Source organism: Blautia sp. An81 (assembly GCF_002161285.1).
GTDB classification, from domain to species: domain Bacteria; phylum Bacillota; class Clostridia; order Lachnospirales; family Lachnospiraceae; genus Blautia; species Blautia ornithocaccae.
Map to the genome: position 1 here is coordinate 120,988 of NZ_NFHH01000006.1, position 18,311 is coordinate 139,298.

At 43.8% G+C, this 18,311-nt stretch carries 21 protein-coding genes and 1 pseudogene; 12 read left to right on the forward strand and 10 right to left on the reverse strand.

Going from position 1 to position 18,311, the window contains the following annotated elements; translation table 11 throughout:
• Position 1 precedes the first annotated feature (1 nt).
• Genes B5G33_RS07530 through B5G33_RS07550 form a run of 5 tightly spaced genes read right to left on the reverse strand, consistent with a single transcriptional unit; the run spans position 2 to position 5,057 of the window.
• Complete coding sequence (locus B5G33_RS07530) at positions 2-367, reverse strand: DUF6483 family protein (protein WP_087274563.1); 366 nt, start codon at positions 365-367, stop codon at positions 2-4.
• A 17-nt stretch (positions 368-384) separates the two neighbouring features.
• Positions 385-1,434, reverse strand: a complete 1,050-nt coding sequence (locus tag B5G33_RS07535) for an alcohol dehydrogenase (RefSeq protein WP_087417201.1) — start codon at positions 1,432-1,434, stop codon at positions 385-387.
• A gap of 16 nt (positions 1,435-1,450) precedes the next feature.
• On the reverse strand, positions 1,451-3,367 hold the full coding sequence (locus B5G33_RS07540) for an NAD(+) synthase (protein ID WP_087417202.1): 1,917 nt from the start codon (positions 3,365-3,367) through the stop codon (positions 1,451-1,453).
• A gap of 21 nt (positions 3,368-3,388) precedes the next feature.
• On the reverse strand, positions 3,389-4,270 hold the full coding sequence (gene hslO, locus B5G33_RS07545) for an Hsp33 family molecular chaperone HslO (RefSeq protein WP_087274555.1): 882 nt from the start codon (positions 4,268-4,270) through the stop codon (positions 3,389-3,391).
• Between the two features lie 4 nt (positions 4,271-4,274).
• Positions 4,275-5,057 carry a class I SAM-dependent DNA methyltransferase gene (locus B5G33_RS07550; protein WP_087274553.1) on the reverse strand — a complete coding sequence of 261 codons (783 nt, stop codon included), beginning with the start codon at positions 5,055-5,057 and terminating at the stop codon, positions 4,275-4,277.
• A gap of 184 nt (positions 5,058-5,241) precedes the next feature.
• Between B5G33_RS07550 and B5G33_RS07555 the strand changes: the two genes are divergently transcribed.
• The 3 genes from B5G33_RS07555 (at position 5,242) to B5G33_RS07565 (ending at position 8,006) form a co-directional block, all read left to right on the forward strand.
• Complete coding sequence (locus tag B5G33_RS07555; protein ID WP_087417203.1) at positions 5,242-5,478, forward strand: hypothetical protein; 237 nt, start codon at positions 5,242-5,244, stop codon at positions 5,476-5,478.
• A gap of 90 nt (positions 5,479-5,568) precedes the next feature.
• Positions 5,569-6,048: a TVP38/TMEM64 family protein gene (locus B5G33_RS07560; RefSeq protein ID WP_087417204.1), complete on the forward strand. Its 480-nt coding sequence runs from the start codon at positions 5,569-5,571 to the stop codon at positions 6,046-6,048.
• Positions 6,049-6,122: 74 nt separating this feature from the next.
• A complete protein-coding gene (locus B5G33_RS07565) occupies positions 6,123-8,006 on the forward strand; it encodes a glycerophosphodiester phosphodiesterase family protein (protein ID WP_087417205.1) in 1,884 nt (627 codons plus the stop codon).
• A 252-nt stretch (positions 8,007-8,258) separates the two neighbouring features.
• Here B5G33_RS07565 and B5G33_RS07570 read toward each other — a convergent pair whose 3' ends face one another.
• The 3 genes from B5G33_RS07570 to B5G33_RS22730 form a co-directional block, all read right to left on the reverse strand.
• Positions 8,259-8,948, reverse strand: a complete 690-nt coding sequence (locus tag B5G33_RS07570) for a 3-methyl-2-oxobutanoate hydroxymethyltransferase (protein ID WP_087417206.1) — start codon at positions 8,946-8,948, stop codon at positions 8,259-8,261.
• 137 nt (positions 8,949-9,085) lie between these two features.
• Positions 9,086-9,427: a hypothetical protein gene (locus B5G33_RS07575; protein WP_087274541.1), complete on the reverse strand. Its 342-nt coding sequence runs from the start codon at positions 9,425-9,427 to the stop codon at positions 9,086-9,088.
• A 324-nt stretch (positions 9,428-9,751) separates the two neighbouring features.
• A complete protein-coding gene (locus B5G33_RS22730; RefSeq protein ID WP_140403176.1) occupies positions 9,752-9,868 on the reverse strand; it encodes a LuxR C-terminal-related transcriptional regulator in 117 nt (38 codons plus the stop codon).
• Between the two features lie 529 nt (positions 9,869-10,397).
• Here B5G33_RS22730 and B5G33_RS07585 point away from each other — a divergent pair.
• From B5G33_RS07585 to B5G33_RS07635, 9 genes and pseudogenes are all read left to right on the forward strand, one after another.
• Positions 10,398-10,811, forward strand: a complete 414-nt coding sequence (locus B5G33_RS07585; protein ID WP_087417207.1) for a hypothetical protein — start codon at positions 10,398-10,400, stop codon at positions 10,809-10,811.
• Positions 10,812-11,144: 333 nt separating this feature from the next.
• Positions 11,145-11,579 (forward strand): annotated as a pseudogene (locus B5G33_RS22570) (GNAT family N-acetyltransferase); the annotation flags it as partial.
• Between the two features lie 565 nt (positions 11,580-12,144).
• On the forward strand, positions 12,145-12,600 hold the full coding sequence (locus B5G33_RS07600; protein WP_087417208.1) for a GNAT family N-acetyltransferase: 456 nt from the start codon (positions 12,145-12,147) through the stop codon (positions 12,598-12,600).
• A gap of 278 nt (positions 12,601-12,878) precedes the next feature.
• Complete coding sequence (locus B5G33_RS22575) at positions 12,879-13,166, forward strand: DUF3784 domain-containing protein (protein ID WP_334293387.1); 288 nt, start codon at positions 12,879-12,881, stop codon at positions 13,164-13,166.
• A gap of 27 nt (positions 13,167-13,193) precedes the next feature.
• A complete protein-coding gene (locus B5G33_RS07610) occupies positions 13,194-13,715 on the forward strand; it encodes a GNAT family N-acetyltransferase (protein ID WP_087417209.1) in 522 nt (173 codons plus the stop codon).
• Between the two features lie 81 nt (positions 13,716-13,796).
• Positions 13,797-14,363 carry a DUF6630 family protein gene (locus tag B5G33_RS07615; RefSeq protein WP_087274530.1) on the forward strand — a complete coding sequence of 189 codons (567 nt, stop codon included), beginning with the start codon at positions 13,797-13,799 and terminating at the stop codon, positions 14,361-14,363.
• 396 nt (positions 14,364-14,759) lie between these two features.
• Complete coding sequence (locus B5G33_RS07625) at positions 14,760-15,122, forward strand: hypothetical protein (protein ID WP_087417210.1); 363 nt, start codon at positions 14,760-14,762, stop codon at positions 15,120-15,122.
• 97 nt (positions 15,123-15,219) lie between these two features.
• The gene (locus B5G33_RS07630) at positions 15,220-15,693 is read left to right on the forward strand and encodes a GNAT family N-acetyltransferase (protein ID WP_087417232.1); all 474 of its coding nucleotides are present in this window, start codon (positions 15,220-15,222) and stop codon (positions 15,691-15,693) included.
• Positions 15,694-15,743: 50 nt separating this feature from the next.
• Entirely contained in the window at positions 15,744-16,190 is a 447-nt protein-coding gene (locus tag B5G33_RS07635; RefSeq protein WP_087274524.1) for a GNAT family N-acetyltransferase, read from the forward strand.
• A 180-nt stretch (positions 16,191-16,370) separates the two neighbouring features.
• Here B5G33_RS07635 and B5G33_RS07640 read toward each other — a convergent pair whose 3' ends face one another.
• A complete protein-coding gene (locus B5G33_RS07640; protein ID WP_087274522.1) occupies positions 16,371-16,598 on the reverse strand; it encodes an HPr family phosphocarrier protein in 228 nt (75 codons plus the stop codon).
• Between the two features lie 129 nt (positions 16,599-16,727).
• Positions 16,728-18,260: a response regulator transcription factor gene (locus B5G33_RS07645; RefSeq protein ID WP_087274581.1), complete on the reverse strand. Its 1,533-nt coding sequence runs from the start codon at positions 18,258-18,260 to the stop codon at positions 16,728-16,730.
• Positions 18,261-18,311: the final 51 nt, after the last annotated feature.

Genomic DNA, 18,311 nt, shown 5'->3' on the forward strand with positions numbered 1-18,311 from the left:
TTTAGCGTTCTGTCAGTCCATACGCTTCTGCCAAACTCTCCAACCCTTCCAAGATTTCTTCCCTGGAATAATTATGCTCTTCCAGAAAATCATCTTCAAATTCGTCCAGATGCTGGTAAAAATCTGCCACCATGATTCCGTACCCTGGCGTATTCTCTGAAAGGTCCCCCAGGAGAATATTTTCCGCTTCATTAATCTCGCCTCGGTCTGCCATTTCCAGGATCCGGGCATAGAGCTTTTCTTCCTCTGTCCGCTCCTGCTCCTTTGGCAGCTCATAGCGGACCTCCCGCTGTCCCGTAAGGACCAGTGCAAGTCCCCGGACAACGTCATTGATCATACGCATAAGATAATCCTGTTTAACACCCATGTGATTTCTTCCTTTCTTTATACCTTTATTGCATATTTGATCACGCCGTCTTGTTTCTTTTCAAAAATCTCATAGGCTTCCATAATATGTTCCAGAGAAGTCCGGTGGGTGATCAGAGGGCTGGTATCCAGCTGACCTTTCCCGATCAGTTCCATGATCTGTTCACAATAGCAGCCGTCTACCCCTCCTGTCTTAAAAATCAGATTCTTTCCATACATAGAGGGCAGAGGCAGTATCTGGTCTTCCTCATACATAGCCACTACAGTTACCACTGCGTTTGGTCTGGCGATCTTCCATGCAGTCTGGAAGGTGTCCTTTCCTCCTGCCACCTCAAAAACCCGGTCTGCTCCTCTCCCCTGAGACAACTCCAGAATCTGTTCTTCCAGTTCCTTTTCAGAAATTGCTGCAGGATTTATGCAAAAATCCGCCAGGTTATTTTCCCTGGCTGTTTTCAGGCGATCCGCATCCGTATCCAGAGCAATGATTTTTCCAGGCTCATACAGTCTGGCGCACATCATGGTACACAGCCCTGTAGGTCCTGCTCCGATAACGGCCACTGTATCTCCTTTACTGATTTCTCCGATTTTTGCCGACCAGTAACCAGTAGACAGAAGATCTCCGGTGAAAAGAGCGGCTTCATCAGACACATGCTCCGGAATCTTCGTAAGTCCGTTATCCCCGTAGGGAATCCGCACATATTCCGCCTGTCCTCCGTCAATCCGGCATCCCAGAGCCCAGCCTCCCAGAGGGTCGCTGCAGTTATTTACAAAGCCTCTCTCACAGTAAAAACAGCTTCCGCAGTAGGTCTCCACATTCACCGCTACTCTGTCCCCGGGCTTTACCTGTTTTACGGCTTTTCCGGTCTCTTCCACTACGCCTACAAACTCATGTCCCAGAATAGTCCCCGGCACAGCCCTTGGCACTGCTCCATGCTTAATGTGAATATCGCTGGAACATATAGTGGTCAGAGTCACCTTCACCAGCACATCGGTATCCTTTTCCAGGCATGGCTTGGGGCGCTCTGTAAGAACCAGTTTCCCTTTTTCCTCAAAAACTACTGCTTTCATAAATGCCGCCTCTCTTTTATTCCTGAATGTTCTCCAGTTCCTCCATCCAGATTCTTACACAGGCATCGCTGGGCATCCGCAGGTCTCCTCTTGGAGATACTGCCACACTTCCTACCTTTGGTCCGTCAGGAAGACAGGAACGCTTAAACTGCTGGGCAAAAAACCTGGAATAAAAAGTCTTCAGCCATTTCATGATCACTTCCGGTTCATAGACTCCTGCAAAGGCCGCCTTTGCCATACGGTATATCTTGCCCGGTCTGAAATGGAACCTGAGCATCTGATATAAGAAGAAGTCATGAAGCTCATAAGGGCCTACCAGGTCCTCGGTCTTCTGGGAGATTACTCCATCCTTTGGCGGGAGAAGCTCCGGGCTTACCGGGGTGTCCAGAATATCCAGAAGGATCTGGGACAGTTTTTCTTCTCCGCAGGTATCTGCGTAATAGCGCACCAGATGGCGGACCAGAGTCTTTGGCACAGAGACATTTACCCCATACATAGACATATGGTCCCCATTATAGGTAGCCCAGCCAAGGGCCAGTTCCGAAAGGTCTCCGGTTCCCACTACCATGCCTCCCTGCTGATTGGCAATATCCATGATCACCTGAGTCCGCTCTCTGGCCTGAGAATTTTCATAAGTCACATCGTGGACATTTTCGTCATGGCCGATATCGGAAAAATGCTGAAGCACTGCTTTTTTGATATCTACTTCTATAAGAGTGGCCCCCAGTCTTCTGGTCAATTCACAGGCATTGGTATAAGTCCTGTCTGTAGTGCCGAAGCAGGGCATGGTTACAGCCGTAATGTGTTCTCTTCCCATTCCCAGAAGGTCAAAGGCTCTTGCTGTGACCAGCAGGGCCAGAGTAGAATCCAGTCCTCCGGAGATTCCCAGCACTGCTCTTTTGCAGTGGGTATGCTCCAGTCTTTTCTTCAGACCCATAGCCTGAATCATCAGGATTTCGTTGCAGCGCTTTTCCCGTTCTCCCTGACTATCTGGCACAAAAGGATTAGGGTCGATAAACCGCTCCAGCTTTGTTTCTTCTACAGGAAGAGAGAATTCCACAGTAAGGTACCCCTCTCTTTTTTCCTCATGCCAGGTGGAAATCCTTCTCCGTTCCTCCACAAGACGGTTCACATCCAGAACTGCCTCTACAGACTGGTTCTGGAACATTTCTGCTTCTTTTAATACGGCACCGTTTTCACAGATTAAGTGCTGTCCTCCAAATACCAGATCCTGCGTGGATTCTCCATATCCGGCAGTGGCATAAATATAGGCGCACAGCAGTCTGGCAGACTGGCTTTTTACCAGCTCTCTTCTGTAGTCTGCTTTTCCTACGGTCTCATCGCTGGCAGACAGATTTACAATGACATTTGCCCCGGCCATAGCATGAGCTACGCTGGGAGGAGCCGCTGCCCAGAGATCCTCGCAGATTTCCGCTGCTACAATAAGTCCCGGCATTTCCCGGCAGGCAAACAGCAGGTTTTCCATAACAGGCACCTGTTTTCCACCCAGTTCTGTATAACCCCAGAGATTTTTTCCAGAGGAAAAATGTCTTGCCTCATAGAACTCCCCGTAATTAGGCAGATACTCCTTTGGAACCAGGCCCAGGATCTCTCCCTGGTTTATGGCCGCCGCCACATTATAGAGTTTTCCATGATACACATAGGGAAGTCCCACAATAATCAGCCCAGGCACATCCTTTAATTCTTCTGCGGCTCTTAAAAGCTGTTCTCTGGCACTGTTCAGCAGAGTCTCCTGCCAGAACAGGTCCTGACAGGTATAGCCGGTAATGGAAAGCTCTGGAAATACCAGGATCCTGGCTCCCTTTTTGGAAAGTTCCTTTGCTTTCTTAATGATCTCATCCGTGTTGTGAATACAGTCGGCCACCCGGACGTCGATAGCTGCCGCTGCTGCCTTTATAAATCCATCTCTCATCTTCCGCCAAACCTCTTTCTATTATCTTTTACATTCCTTTAAGATCCTTTTCAGCTCTTCTACGGTAAATGTATAATTCTTATTACAGAAATGACAGTTCATCTCAATCTCTTTTCCCTCATCGATCATTTCCTGGATGTCCTTCTTTCCGATACTGATGAGGGCTCTCTCCACTCTTTCCTTACTGCAGTTGCAGTAGAACTGCGTTGGGATCCTGTCATTAAATTCAATATCAAATCCCTCCAGCAAAAGTTCCAGAAGGCTTTCGGGGGTATGTCCCTCTTCCAGAAGAGAGGTAACAGAAGTCACCTTTTTCAGATTTTCCTCCAGCCGGCTGATCACTGCTTCCTCTGTGAAAGGCATAAGCTGGATAATAAAACCGCCGGCCTGCTTCACTGTATTATCTTTTTCCATCAGCACTCCCAGGCCTACAGAAGAAGGTACCTGCTCGCTGGTAGCAAAGTAATAAGTAAGGTCCTCTGCGATCTCACTGGTCTGGAGGACTGTCTGTCCCACATAAGGCTCCTTCATGCCCATATCTTTGATCACATTCATAAAACCTACTCCTACGGCTCCTGCCACATCCAGCTTTCCCTGGGCGTTGGCGTGAAGGACCACATTGGGATTTCCCACATAGCCTTTTACATTTCCCTTGGAATCTGCAGTAACGGTGATTCCTTCCAGAGGGCCTCCCGCCTTGATCTGCAGTGTCAGCAGGTCCTTATCTCCTTTCATCATAACGCCCATCATAGATCCCGCTGTAAGCAGGCGTCCCAGAGCCGCTGTGGCTACCGGGCTGGTATTGTGGGCTGCTCTTGCATGCTCTACCAGGTCTCTGGTAGTAGCCGCAAAAGCTCTGATCTGATGATTAGCCGCTGTAGCCCTTACAATATAATCTCCCATATTTTCAAATCTCCTCTTTCTGCGAATTCTTTCCTTTTTCTCTGGCAAGTATATAAATCCTCTCGCTGTCTTTACGTGCCGGTTCTCTGGTAAATGCATCATAGGCGGCAATGTACTCCATACCTGCTTCTAAAAGCAGTTCTTTCGTCCTTTCCAGAGAATAGGCTTTCTGATAATGGGTCTCTTCATACTTCCGATAAAGAATTTCCCCATCTTTTTCCTCCGGGATAAAAAGAGCCAGATCATATTCGTTGATCTTCTCTTCCGGATCGTAATAATTATCCCAGATAAAACTGGCATCCTCCCGGTCCTCTGCTATAGTAGTGTCTCCCAGAATCTTTTCATACTTGTATTCTGTATTCAGATCAAAAATGAAAATTCCTCCCGGATCCAGATAGTTATTCACCAGCCGGAACACCTCCAGCAGATCCTCTTCTTCAATAATATAGTTCATACTGTCGCAGACAGACACCACCGCCCGGACAGTGCCATAAAGCTCAAACTCCCGCATATCCTGAAGAAGGTACAGGATATCCTGTTCCTCCTCTTCCTTCTTCTCCATGGCAATTTCCAGCATATCCACAGAGTTGTCCACTCCGATCATGTCATATCCCTTCTCTGCCAGAAGCCGAGTCATGTTTCCTGTCCCGCATCCCAGCTCCAGGACCAGTCCCTCCCGGATTCCCTGGTCTTCCAGAAGCCCGGCAAGATACTCACACCATTCTTCATAGGGGATATTGTCCATAAAAAGGTCATAGACCCTGGCAAAACTTTCATAAGAACTCATAGATTTCTCTCCTTTTTGTTCTTCCTAATACTACCATGAAACTTCTGAGGTGGCAAGGCGAAGGAAATCAGGAAAATATCACAAAACTGCAACATTCTTTTGGATAATTGAAATAATGGTGAGACCTTCCCCTGATAATATAAAACCATCAAAAGAAAGCAATCGCAAATGGGAGGTACTCATAATGAAAAACAAAGCGAATCTCTATAAATTTTATATATCCACAGCCCTTCTGGCCCTGGCATTTCTCACCACTCTGCCAAGATTTTTCCAGATATTCCACAGTCTGGCAGCAAGCGGAGGAAGCTTCCTTCTCCTGGCTGGCCCCGGCCTGTGGCTCTTTATAAGAAAAATGAAATCCCTCCACCAGGAAGAAGCAATTCTCCTTTCTGCACAGTCAAAACAGATTATAGCCCCATAGAAAAACAGCGACAGAAGTCAAAAAACCTGGTGCAAGCATGCCCGCTTGGTTCGGTGCTCGCAGAAATGAAACAGAAAGAAGGCGTATCTCATGACATTGACAAAGAAATTAGAAGAAAACAAACTGACGATAATCGGCACTGCTGCTCTCCTCCTTACCCTCTGGGCAGGTTATCAAAGCGGCATCTTTTCCTCTCAGGAATCCATGGAGCAGTTTCTCCGCAAGACAGGAACCCTGGCTCCTCTATGCTTCCTTTTCCTTCAGACCGTGCAGGTAGTGATCCCTGTAGTTCCCGGTGGCGTAAGCTGTATCATCGGCGTAGCAATATTTGGTCCGGTAAATGGATTCTTCCTGAATTATGTGGGAATGGTCACCGGTTCTGTGATCAGTTTTCTTCTGGCCCTGATTCTTCCAGGCATGCCCGACGACCTGTTATGTCTTATTGCTGGACTGACTTCTATGTCCTTTAAGAAATACCTGGTTTTCACCCTTCTGGGAAGACCCTTCTCCCTCTTTGCCTACAGCCTGGGAGGTCTGCTGGTCCTGGAAAACCTTCTCCCGCTGTTTTAATCTGTTCCCTGTCCGCTGCACAGGAAAAGCAATCTCACAAAAACAATACTTACTATTTACACCGGAGGTTCCCTATGTATAAAACATTATCCCTGTCCCACTGGAAAAAGATCTTTGCCAGTTTTCTTACTCTGCTGCCCCAGTTATTTTTGTTTGAGCTGGTTTTTAAAATTCTTTCAGTATTCTTCTTTGTTCCCGCCGGAAAAGAACTGATCGTTATGATGCTGGAAATAACAGGAGACACCAGCCTGTATAATTACAATATGCTCCGTATTCTGTTAAGCCTTCCCGGCATAGCTGCCATTGTACTGATCCTCTGTCTTTCTGCCCTTCTGGCCTATTTTGAATTTTCTGTGATCCTCACTGGCCTTTACCAGGGATACAGAGGAAAGTCCTTCTCCTTAAAGGATACTGTCAGCTCCTCTGTATACTCTCTGTTTTCCTTAAACTTCAAAAGTATTCCGGGGCTTTTTATTTATGGGATCCTTCTCCTCCCTTTTCAGAATATCTATCTCATTCCCTCAGTAATGCCCCATCTGGAAATCCCTAATTTTATTACAGGAGAGCTGTCGAAAAGGTGGTATGGAGATTTTGTTCTGAATCTGGCCTATATCCTGATCTTTCTGGTTTTTCTGCTGCTTCTTTTCCTTCTTCCCTCTATGGTGCTGACTGGAAAAACCTTCCGAGAAGCCTCTGCAGAAAGTATCCGTACCTGGAAAAGAACAGGAATAAAAGGGCTTTTCCTTCTAAGCATCCTTATGGTCTTCTGGTGGCTGCTTTTTCATCAGCCGGGACTCCTTCCCACAGATTTTTCTGCAGTTATAGAAAAGAATCCTCTGAAAACTCTGTGTATGCTTTTCTTCTCTGGAAAGACTCAGGAAACCGCCTTTATAGGTGTAATGGTTTGGGCTCTGCGCTGTATTCTTTCTCTGGGATTTATGGCTGTTCTTGTAGGCGTTTATACTTCTTCTGTGGAAGAAAAAGCTCTCTGCTCTCCAGCTGCCGTCTGTCTTCCCACGCAGAATATAGGAAAAGCCAGAGTCTTCCTGTGCGAAAAGCTTGCTGTCCTCCGAAATTATTTCCGACCTCTTTTCAGGAAAATTCCCGGCCTTAAAAGCCTTTGGATTCCTGTAGTTCTCCTTGCCCTGGCTGCCGGACTTTCTGCCATGTATCAGTACGCTCAGACACCTCCGGCTGTCCATCAGCCCCTGGCCATCGGCCACAGAGGCAGTGACCTGGGAGTAGAAAATACCCTGAAAGCAGTAGAAGGTGCCATAGAATCCGGAGCAGACTATGCAGAGGTAGATATTCAGCTGACAAAGGACCTGGTTCCTGTAGCTGCTCATGATGACAGCCTCAGCCGTATGGCAGGACAATCCGACAGCATAAATGAACTTACCCTCAAAGAACTTCAATCCATTCCTTTGTCTCAGTATGGAATGAAAGGCCAGGTGCCTACTCTGGAAGAGTTGATCCAGCTTTCTCAGGGAAAGATCCGGCTGCTCATTGAATTAAAAGCTGTTTCTGAAAGGGAAAAGGAGCCTCTGGTGGACCAGATACTGGCCCTCATCGAAAAATATGATTTTCAAAAAGATTGTATCCTTATGTCTCTGGATTACGAACTGGTACAGCTTGTACGCCAGAAAAATCCCGCTCTGAAAACCGGCTACTGCATGTTTGGAAATCTTGGAGAGACTACAGTAGAAAATCTTCTTTCCCTGGACTGTGACTTCGTAGTTATAGAAGAAAATATGGTTTCCAACAGCTTTATATCTGCCTGCCGCCAAGCCTGGCTGCCAGTTTATGTATGGACGGTGGAGCTGGAAGAAAACATGAGAAAATATCTGGATATGGGAATAAACGGACTTATCTCAGATAAGCCTTATCTGGTAAAAGAAGTGCTGGAAGACTATCCCACCCAGGGGATTCCATCAGCAGAAGATTATTATTTTTCCTGAACGGAAGGTCTTACATACTATATGCAATTCATGAAAAGCGGCAGCCGTATCTCAAGGAATATCAAAAATCCTTTTTAATACAGCTGCCGCTCTGGTGCGATACGATACTATATGTTATCTTGCATTATTTCATTCCGAAACATCTTCAGTATATCTTTATCCCAGGCATACGCCTCCGTGGATTACAATTGAGGCCGAATTAACAAAGCTGGATTCATCACTGGCCAGATAGACAGTTCCCATAGGCCCTCCTTATGCATGCTCCAGCATGTTCAGGAATTTATCCAGTTCCGCTTCATCCATATGATAGCCATGCTTGTCTTCCGGATAAGCACCGGTCCGCACATCATTAGCCCAGGCTCCGTAAATCTGAGTTGCCCACTGGAAGAAATTTCCGTAGGATTTTGCATGGGAAGCTGCAGAAGGCATCATGCCGAAGGTATCAAAATCCACCATCTCACAGCCGTCTGCGGCCCCTCCTGCGGCTATGGAAATCACAGGTACACGAAGCTTTTTCGCAATAGAATTAGTCACCTCAATAGGAGTCAGTTCAATGGTCATTGCCATCATACCGCATTCCTGATATTCATATGCCATCCGGTAAACCTTCATGGCCTCTTCCGCAGTCCTTCCCATACGTTTATAACCGCCCTGACGGTTGGTCTGCCATCCGGATAATGCGCCTACATGACCGAATACAGGAAGATAATTGTCCGCCATATACTCTAAGGTCTCATTGCTGATTCCCATAGGCAGAAGAGAATCTGCGCCGCAGTTCATATAATAAGAACCATATTCCAAAGCTTTTTCCTTAAACGCATAGGTAGGGGTCTGCATGTAAAAGTTAAGATGGATATAAGGGGCCGCCCGCCTTACAGTCTGTATCCACCAGGGAGCAATATCAATCTGCTGCTGAGGGTCAGATTTGCCGTCCCCTGGCACATCTGTACAATAGGGGTGCCTTCATCTTTCAGCTTCTGAAGATAATTAATAGATTTGTGCCCTTTCACGACTCTTGAGGAACTTACTTTCTTTTCTTCTGACATAATAAGGTCTCAAATGCAAAAACTGCCGATTTTTCACAGAATAACCGCGCTTTTGCAGATTCTCTGAATAGTTTTTCTGACCAGCAGATCCTCTCTCAGCATATCCAGATTCTCACCGAAAAAGCTTTTGATTTCTCTTACTGTGGTATGCTGCCGTTCTGCCATAGCTTCTGCCTCTGATTCAAGCTCTTCCCGGCTGATCTGAATCTGTTCTGTCTCTGTTATCTCCTGGATGATACAGCGGATTTTCACCTGCCTGCGGGCCTCTTTTTGTATATTTTCCATCTGGTCCTGGATATCTCTTTCTACGAAAAAGTTTATCTCACCGGTTTGCAAGGCTTTATAGCGCATTTCCTGATAAAGCTGGCATACCATGGCCTGAACTTTCTTCTATTTTTCCGGGAGCTGTATCACAAGACCTTTGTAAGTTTTTTCTGCTGTCTCTGCCATTTTTCTGCACCTCCTTACTTTTTGTATTCTTTCAAAGTATCTAAATCGCAGAAATATTTTGTATTTATAGTCTATCAAATCTAATTTTTCATTAAAATCATCAGGATTCAGTATTTAAAATTAATAATTTTGCGTATTTTACAAAGATATCAGAAATGATAAAACAGAAAAGATCAGGGGACTTTTCCAAGATTCAGAAAGGCCCTCTGATCCTTTTATTTTGTAACTTTTTAAAAGATATGTTATGACTTAAGAGTTCAGCAGCCGGGACAGTAATTCCCGCTGACTAGACACATTCATCTTTTCATAGATATGAGCGATGTGTTTATAGGTGGTGGGCCTGGCAATATGAAGAATCTCGCTAATGTTCGCTTTCCAAACATACTGTAACGCTGCCCGTCAGTGTTGGCATAATAAGCCATATAAACCTTTATCCACCGCTCCTCAATATTCCTGAGATGGAGACCGGAAATCTTTCCATTTCTATCCAGCAGATAGGCAGATCCACAGTCATATTCGCAGAATTCTCCAATATGGTCCAGGATCTGTACCGCAAATCTATCCGAATCACAGGCACTTCCGCAGGTCCGTATAAATTCGTAAATCTTCTCCCACTGCTCTCTTCCTATTTCTTTTGTCTCTAACATAAAAAACCACCCTTAAAACACCATTGCTGCCCTAGTTTTCAGAATATATTTATTATAAAACACCGGTTTCAGCCATGTCAACTTGCAGTCAGAGAAAGAGGTTCTTTTCAACAGAAGAAAAAATATTCTGGTATTGTCTCAAAATTGTAATCCTTTTTTCTTTGCTGAGATATAGCTGAAACAATTCTCCGCTATTATGAAAGCATAAAGAAAACAACTTATCATCCATATCTAAGGAGGAAATCAATATGACCAAAACAAACAGCCTTAAAAAATTCAGGACCTTAAAACTTATCAGCGGAGCCGGCTTTCTCTTTTTTCTCTGTCTGCTTCTGCAGGAGTTCCTTTTCCAGCTTCCTTCCACGCTGCCCTTCCTGTTGTACTATCTGGCCATTGGCGGTGTCCTATATGGAATCTATCAATGGAAAAAAGCATCTATCCAAAAGCTCATGGCAAAACTGAGAGAAAAACATATGCTGCTCCCAGCAGCGATCCTGGCAGTTCTGGCTGGTGTTCTTCTTTTCTACGACTTTATCGGATTTCTCACCTATCTGGGCACCAGACTGATCTGGGCAGGCATTTCCCTGGTTCCCTATCTCTATTTCCGGTATAAAGAAAAAGAGGCCCAGGAAACTCTTCCCACAGAAAATATATATCTTTAAGCCTTTCAAAGGAGCTGTCGCATTAATCAAAATCGAGAATATTTATACATTTTATTGCTCAGTCTGTGCCGCTTTGAGCCTATGGTCTCAAAGCTATGCTCGTCAAATTCGCATAAAATGTATAAATATTCCTGACATATGACTAATGCGACAGCCCCTTTTTAACCATTTTGGATATGAATTCGTGTATTTTATGTAAAAGAACTTCTCTCTTCTTTCAAAAATGGTATAATGTAGCTATGAAATCCGTAAGATATAAATCACCTTAACAAAGTGTAAAAAGATCATCTAACGGAATCGTTGAATTGATCTATGATCGAAGGAGCAGCTAAAATGTATATCAGAGAATACGAACCTGCTGACTGTTCTGAAATAGCAGCACTTTTTTACCAGACAGTTCATGAGGTCAATAAACAAGACTATACCAGCGAACAGTTAAATGCATGGGCAACAGGAAAAGTAGACCTGGCTACCTGGAACCAGTCCTTCCTGGAACACTATACCTTAGTAGCCGTTGAAAATGGCAGGATCGCAGGTTTTGGGGACATTGATGAAACCGGATATCTGGATCGTCTCTACGTCCACAAAGAGCACCAGAGGGAGGGAATCGCCGCTGCTCTCTGCAGCAGGCTGGAAGCTCATGTCCAGGGAAATATCCTGACCCACGCCTCCATTACGGCCAGGCCTTTTTTTCAAAAGAGAGGATACAAAGTTCTGAGAGAGCAGCAGGTAGAGCGGCAAAACATCCTGCTTACCAACTTTGTTATGGTACTTGAAAGAGAAATCCAGCCTCCTTCTACTGGAGGAGATTCAATGCAGAAGGTCATTGTAATCGGCAGCCCTGGTGCAGGAAAAAGTACCTTTTCACGAAAGCTGAGAGATGCTACAGGGCTTCCTTTATATTACCTGGATATGATCTGGCACAGACCTGATAAGACCAATATTTCCCGTGAGGAACTGACTGCACGTCAGGAAGAAATCATCAAAACTCCAAAGTGGATCATTGACGGAAATTATCTCAGCACAATGGAGCTTAGCCTAAAAAACTGTGATACTGTATTCTTTCTGGACTATCCTTTGGAGGTCTGTCTGGCCGGAGCCAAAGCCCGTATCGGTACAAAGCGGGAGGATATTCCCTGGATAGAAACAGAATTTGACCAGGAATTCAAGCAGTGGATCCTGGATTTTCCGAAAGACCAGCTTCCCATCATATACCAGCTTCTTGAAAAGTATAAAAAAAACCGGACTGTCCACATTTTTAAATCCAGGGAAGAAGCAGAGCATTATCTTGTTTCCATAGAAAATTGATACATAAAGTTGAGGTACATGTTATATGAAATTTGAAATCATAAATCTTGTTCAGCGGCCTGAAATACTGGAAAAAGCCGCCCATTGGTTCCATGAAAAGTGGAGCGTTCCCCTGGAAGCATACAGGGAAAGCATGGAAGCATCTCTCCTGAAAATCTCCCCTGTCCCCCAATGGTATCTGGCCCTGAAAGATTCCGAAATCATAGGAGGAATGGGCGTCATCGAAAACGATTTTCACAACAGAAAAGACTTATCTCCTAACGTCTGTGCTGTTTATACAGAAGAAGAATACCGGGGTCAGGGCGTAGCTGGAGAGCTTCTGGACTATGTTTGCAGGGATATGAAACAACGGGGCATCGACACCCTGTATCTTCTCACAGACCATACCTCTTTTTACGAAAGATACGGCTGGGAATTTTTCTGCATGGTCCAGGGCGACGGAGAACCTGAAATGTCAAGAATGTATATCCACAGAGGGTAATTCCTCATCCTATACAACAGCCACCGCTTATAAATCTTCATATATGGGGGTGTTTTTATGGAAATTTTCTTTATCGTGATCGCTTTAATCGCATTGTGCACAGCAGTATTTTTAAGGGGAAAAGCTTTGACAGATTTTGTAAATGATCTGTCAAAAAAGGATACGACTGATTAAAAGTAAAATCAGGAATTAGCCTTTGTGGATCAAACGGAGGAAAGGCAGAAAGAATCGGAGAATATCTTATGTTTCTTATATTCATTATAGTATTTGATCTGATCATGGCCCTATGCATGTTCCTGATGGGCTTCTATTTTTACAGATCAAAAGGAAAAGCTGCTGACTATTTAACTGGTTACAATATTCGCTCAGAAGATCAACGGAAAAAGGTAAACGAAGACCTCCTGTGTCAGTGTTATGGCAAAAGAATGATGGTCATGGCTCTCCCTTTTCTATTGGGTATGGTCCTGGATTTCTTTAAGCCCGGCCTGGGCAATGGCTTGGCCTGGATTGTATGGTTTATACTTTTTATTCTATTGCTGATCAAAAGAGCCAAACTTGAGAAGTAAAAAATAAATTTGAAATGGAGTATAACTATGGAAATAAGAACGAAACGGCTCCTTCTCTCTCCTCTGGGACCTCAGTATGTAAATACTGCATTTGCTTACAGCGGCGACCTGGAAAACACAAAATTTATGCTGGATCTTCCAGAAGAAAGTATTGAAGAAACTGCAGAATTTCTCATAAAAGCTGAGGCAGAATGGCAGAAAGAATTTCCTGAATTTTATGAATTTGCCATTCTCACAGAGGGTACCCATATAGGTTCTGTCTGTCTCTATCTGAACGAGGATAGGACCGAAGGGGAGTTAGGATGGATCCTGAATAAAAGGTATTGGGGACATGGTTATACCTTTGAAGCTGCCCAATCTTTGATAGATTATGCTTCCCAAAACTTGGGGATCAAGAAATTTATCGCATACTGTGACAGTGAAAATATCCCTTCTTATTCTCTTATGGAAAAGCTGGGAATGTCCAGGGTCCTGTGCCGGTCCGGCAGAAAAAACAGGTCATCCTCTGAAGAGCGAATGGAATATAAATACGCCCTTGAAAAAGAATAATTAAGGAGCTGGCAGACACCGAAAAATAATGACCAAAAGTCAGAAATTTTCTAAATAAAAATCAGGCAGGAGGGAAATCGTATGGGATTTTTTAAAAGCAGACAGGAAAAGGAAGTTCCGGATACTCACGAAGAACCGCATTATCATCACCCGCTTTTGGAAATTGTAAGGATCGTGTGTTCCAATAACCCGGAGATCCTGGACTCTGCCAGAAAATGTATAAAAAATACAGAAAAATACTATCAAAGTCATCTGGAAGATTATGAGGCCAGAGGAATGTCTTTAAAAAATCCCCCAGCCTCCCTCCAGTGGATGGGATGTATCGATCTGCTGATCCATCATCAGTTTGCCTGTGAATGTGACTGGTGCGAAGAATTATCCGGCTTTCTTTCCGCCGTCTCTGACTTAAAAACTGTGAAAAGACACTCCCTGGAAATTGAAGAAAGCTGGTTTCAGCAGCAAGATTCTATACCCCAGTGGTGTGAAATCCTGGATAAAAAATGGGAAAAATCCGGTTATGTTCTGGCGGCCTTTGATATTGACAGTGATTCTTATGTAATGTTTCTATGTCAGAAAAATTTCCTAAAAAAACTGAAAGCTCTGGCAGAAAGCCTTGGTTTTCGGATCGATCTTTCTATGAATATGTAGGGGAAATTGCCATGAAAAATATTTCTATAAAAGGAATACTCCTTTCTATTTTTATAATCTTGGAATCTGGATATTATTTCTTGAATCCGGATGGTTTCCGATTCCTGTTTCCTGTGGAAAGGGTCTTCTTTATTTTTTCATTTTTAACAGGAACAGTATTACTTGTTTCTCTTATTTTATATAAAAAGAAAATCGCTTTTGTGTGCCTGATACTATGCAGCATTTATCTTTTTTGCGCTGTTCTATGTCTATTTCTTTTTCATATAAGTTTAGCAGAGAGAGTGCTTGGAATCCTGTCTTTTAGTATATTACTACTGTGGATTTTCTTTATATGGAAAGATTTAAAGTAAACATTTATTCTCTATATTTGCAGTTCAGGAACGGCGGTGAAAAGTAATGATTAACAAAACTTTAAAGTTTATTGATGTTATCCCCTCTAAAGAAACAGTCACTCCCGGTACGTCTTTAAATGTACTGGGCGGTGTAATAAATCCCGGAGAAGCAGGCTCTGCTAAAATCATATTGTGGGGCAAATCAGAAAATATTTGGAAGCCCCTCCTCTCTCAGGAAGTTTTTCTGGAAGAAAAGGAGCACAGGCATTTATACTTTACGATCCCTCCGGAAATATTTCAGGAAGAATACTGGGGAATAAAAAATCTGGAAGAAATAGAACTCCTGATTTCAGATATGACGCCAGAAAACGGCACTCCGGGAAAACTGGTTTTTATTGAGAGTATGTCAGTTTCTGATCCTTGGTAAAAATGAGGCGCTGTCGAACAGCCCAGGATTCAGGGACAGCCATGTAAAGGCAGATGGACAAGATTTTATTACAATAAGTAAGAAAGGATTTAAAAATATGCAGTATAAAATACGAAAAATGACAGAACAAGAATATCCGTTGCTGGAAGATTTTTTATATGAATCTCTTTTCGTTCCCCTGGGAAAACCGCCTTTCCCCCGGTCTATTCTCCAGACTCCTGAACTGCAGGTATATACGGCAGATTTCGGCTCTTCCAGACATGACATTGCTTTTGTGGCAGATGTAGATGGAAAAGTTGTTGGCGCAGCCTGGGTTCGGATCATGGACGACTATGGACATATTGATGACGAAACTCCATCCCTTGCTATCGCTCTGTATAAAGAATACAGAGGTATGGGAATGGGAACTGCCCTGCTTCAGGAACTGTTGTCTTTCCTGAAAACCCAAGGCTATTCCAGAGTTTCGCTTTCTGCTCAGAAAGCGAATCAGGCTGTAAATCTGTACCGCAGAGCAGGGTTTGAAATTTATCTCGAACGGGAAGAAGAGTATATTATGGCTGTTTCACTCTGAAATATAAATGCAAATAAAAACTATCTATCCAGCAATAGAAAGGACAAAATATGTATATCCGCCAAGCAGAAGAAAAAGATGTATCCAGAATTGCGGAAATCCTGGTTTATAACAATCGTGTAAATTTCTTTCCGATTTTTAAAGATGAAAACTATTCTTTTGGGGAGCTTCAGGTCGTATCTGTAGCCAATGAATACCTCCAGGATAGAGAAAGATTACAGAATACCTTTGTTTATGACAACGGACTTATCCGGGGTTTTGTCCAACTTTCCGGGCCAGAAATCCAAAAATTATATGTAGATACTTTCTTTCAAAACCAGGGGATCGGCGCTTCTTTGATCAACTTTGCAGTAGAAGAAAAGCAATGTAATTTCTTATGGGCTCTTGAGAAAAATTCCGGTGCTCTCCGTTTCTATGAAAAACACGGTTTTCACCGGACAGAAGAACGGATACTGGAAGAAGGAACCAGTGAATATCTGGTAAAGATGAAAAGATAAAGAGATTTTTATACGAACAGCCCGGTAACCACCGTTTGGAATCCCAAATATGAATCTAAAGAGAAAACCTGTGCTGCAGATGCCACGCAGTTTCTCACTTATACAAAATTCCCAGTGCAAAACAATGCACTGGGAATCCCTATATATCCGTATTTTTCAAAATACGGAAAACATATATAATTATGCCGCATATTTTACAAGCTTTGTCTGCAGTTCTTCGCAGTCTCCTGAATGGATTTTCAGGTCAAGTACGCTGTTGAGTCCAAGATGCATAATACCAAGCAAAGATTTTGCGTCTACAACAACTCTTCCTCTTCTGACATCAACATCAAATTCATACTTGGATACTGTATTTACAAATTCGTAAATCTCTTCCGGAGTTTTGAACGTAAGTTTCATTTCGCCCATTATTCATCTCACCTCTTTCGTAATCATACTATAACCCTGCCGCCCCGCCGGGCCCTTTGGGGGTTATGGGTATCATACCACAATTTTCCAGTATAACAAGGATGAAATTTTTTGAATAGGTAGAGATTTTTAAGAAACAGACTTTCTGTACTCCGAAGGCAGAACGCCTACTTCCTCTTTGAACACCCGGCTCATATATTTTGGATCTGTATAGCCAGTCAGCTCAGCGATCTGATTCAGCTTCAGCCTCGTATTCAAAAGCAGACCTTTGATTCTTTCAATCCGGTAATGCCTTACAGTCTCTGTAAATCCTGCTCCTGTTTCTTTTTTAAACTGGGAACTTAGATATTCTTCAGATACAAACAGCCTTTCCGCTGTTTCCTCCAGTGTCACTCCCTGATCATAGTATTTCCTTACCAGCTGAACTGCCCTTCGGATCAAAGGGCTGAACTGTTCATCGCCTTCTTCTGTAAAAGCTTTAAAGCTCACAAGGTTCAGAAATTCTTCCATAGCAGTCCGAATCTGGCCCCAGCTCATGGCTTCTGCAATATTCTGTATACATGCCTGTATCTTCAACTCTGATTCAATCTCATTTTGTGTTTTATATGCATTTATCACCGCCATATTAAAACGGATCAGACATTCCTTCATATCTGCCGGGCTGTGGGGCTGCCTTCTTAGCAGATCATACACTCGGTAATAGCACCTTTTAATATCCTCGCCGTCAGAAGCAAGGACTGCCCGTTTTACTCTCTGCTCCAGTTCAACAGGATATTTAAGGGGGATGGATTCCTTTTTTTCTATCTGACTAATGGGAATAAGCTTTCCTCTGTCATAAAGCAGATTCCATTCCCGCACCTGCTGGATTTCACGCAGCTTTTCAAGAAGCTGTCCTCCCTCTTTCATATCTCCCCAGAAACATACGATTTCATCTTTTATTTTCTTACACAAAGCAGGTATCACCTGGCTCTGGAAAAAAGAATATACTTTTTCCCGTTCATCCTCAAACCGATATAACACCGCAGTTACCACATGCCATACATCTACCGGCAGCACACAGACTGAGGCTCCCGAATCATTCCCCATTTTCTCCAGCAGAGGGCAGACTATCTCGCAAAGTTCTACATATCTGTCGCCCAGCCATATGGCAGCTACAGCTGCCGGCTCTTCCAGCGTAAACCCGTATATTTCTCTGGTTACTGCATGAAATCTGCTGTCTGGATGGAGCTGTCCATTCAGGCATCCCCGAAAAATATTTTCTACTGTAAATACAGAGGTAATGGCCTTCTCCTCCGCCAGCCTGTCGCTGATCTTCAGAAGCTCTCTGTGCAGTTCCTCCGTCTTCAGCGGTTTCAGAAGATAGCTGTCTGCCCCCAGCTCAATGGCCTCTCTGGCAGTATTAAAATCCGTATCTTTCGTAAGCATGAGCACTTTTGAAGTAATCCCTTTATCCCGGAGTTTTTTCAGCATGGTCAGTCCGTCCATTCCTTCCAGTCTCACATCCATAATGATAAGATCTGGATGGGTACTTTCAATCAGTTCGTACCCCTTCTGACCATTTTGTGCCGTACCTTCCAGTTCATATTCCAATCCGCTTTTTTGCAGTGCCCTGATAATCTCTTCTATAACTGTCTTCTCCCTGTCTGTAATTACAATTCTCATGGGCAGCTCCTTTCTTTTTCCCCTGTCTTTCAAAAAGGTCTGTATCCAGTA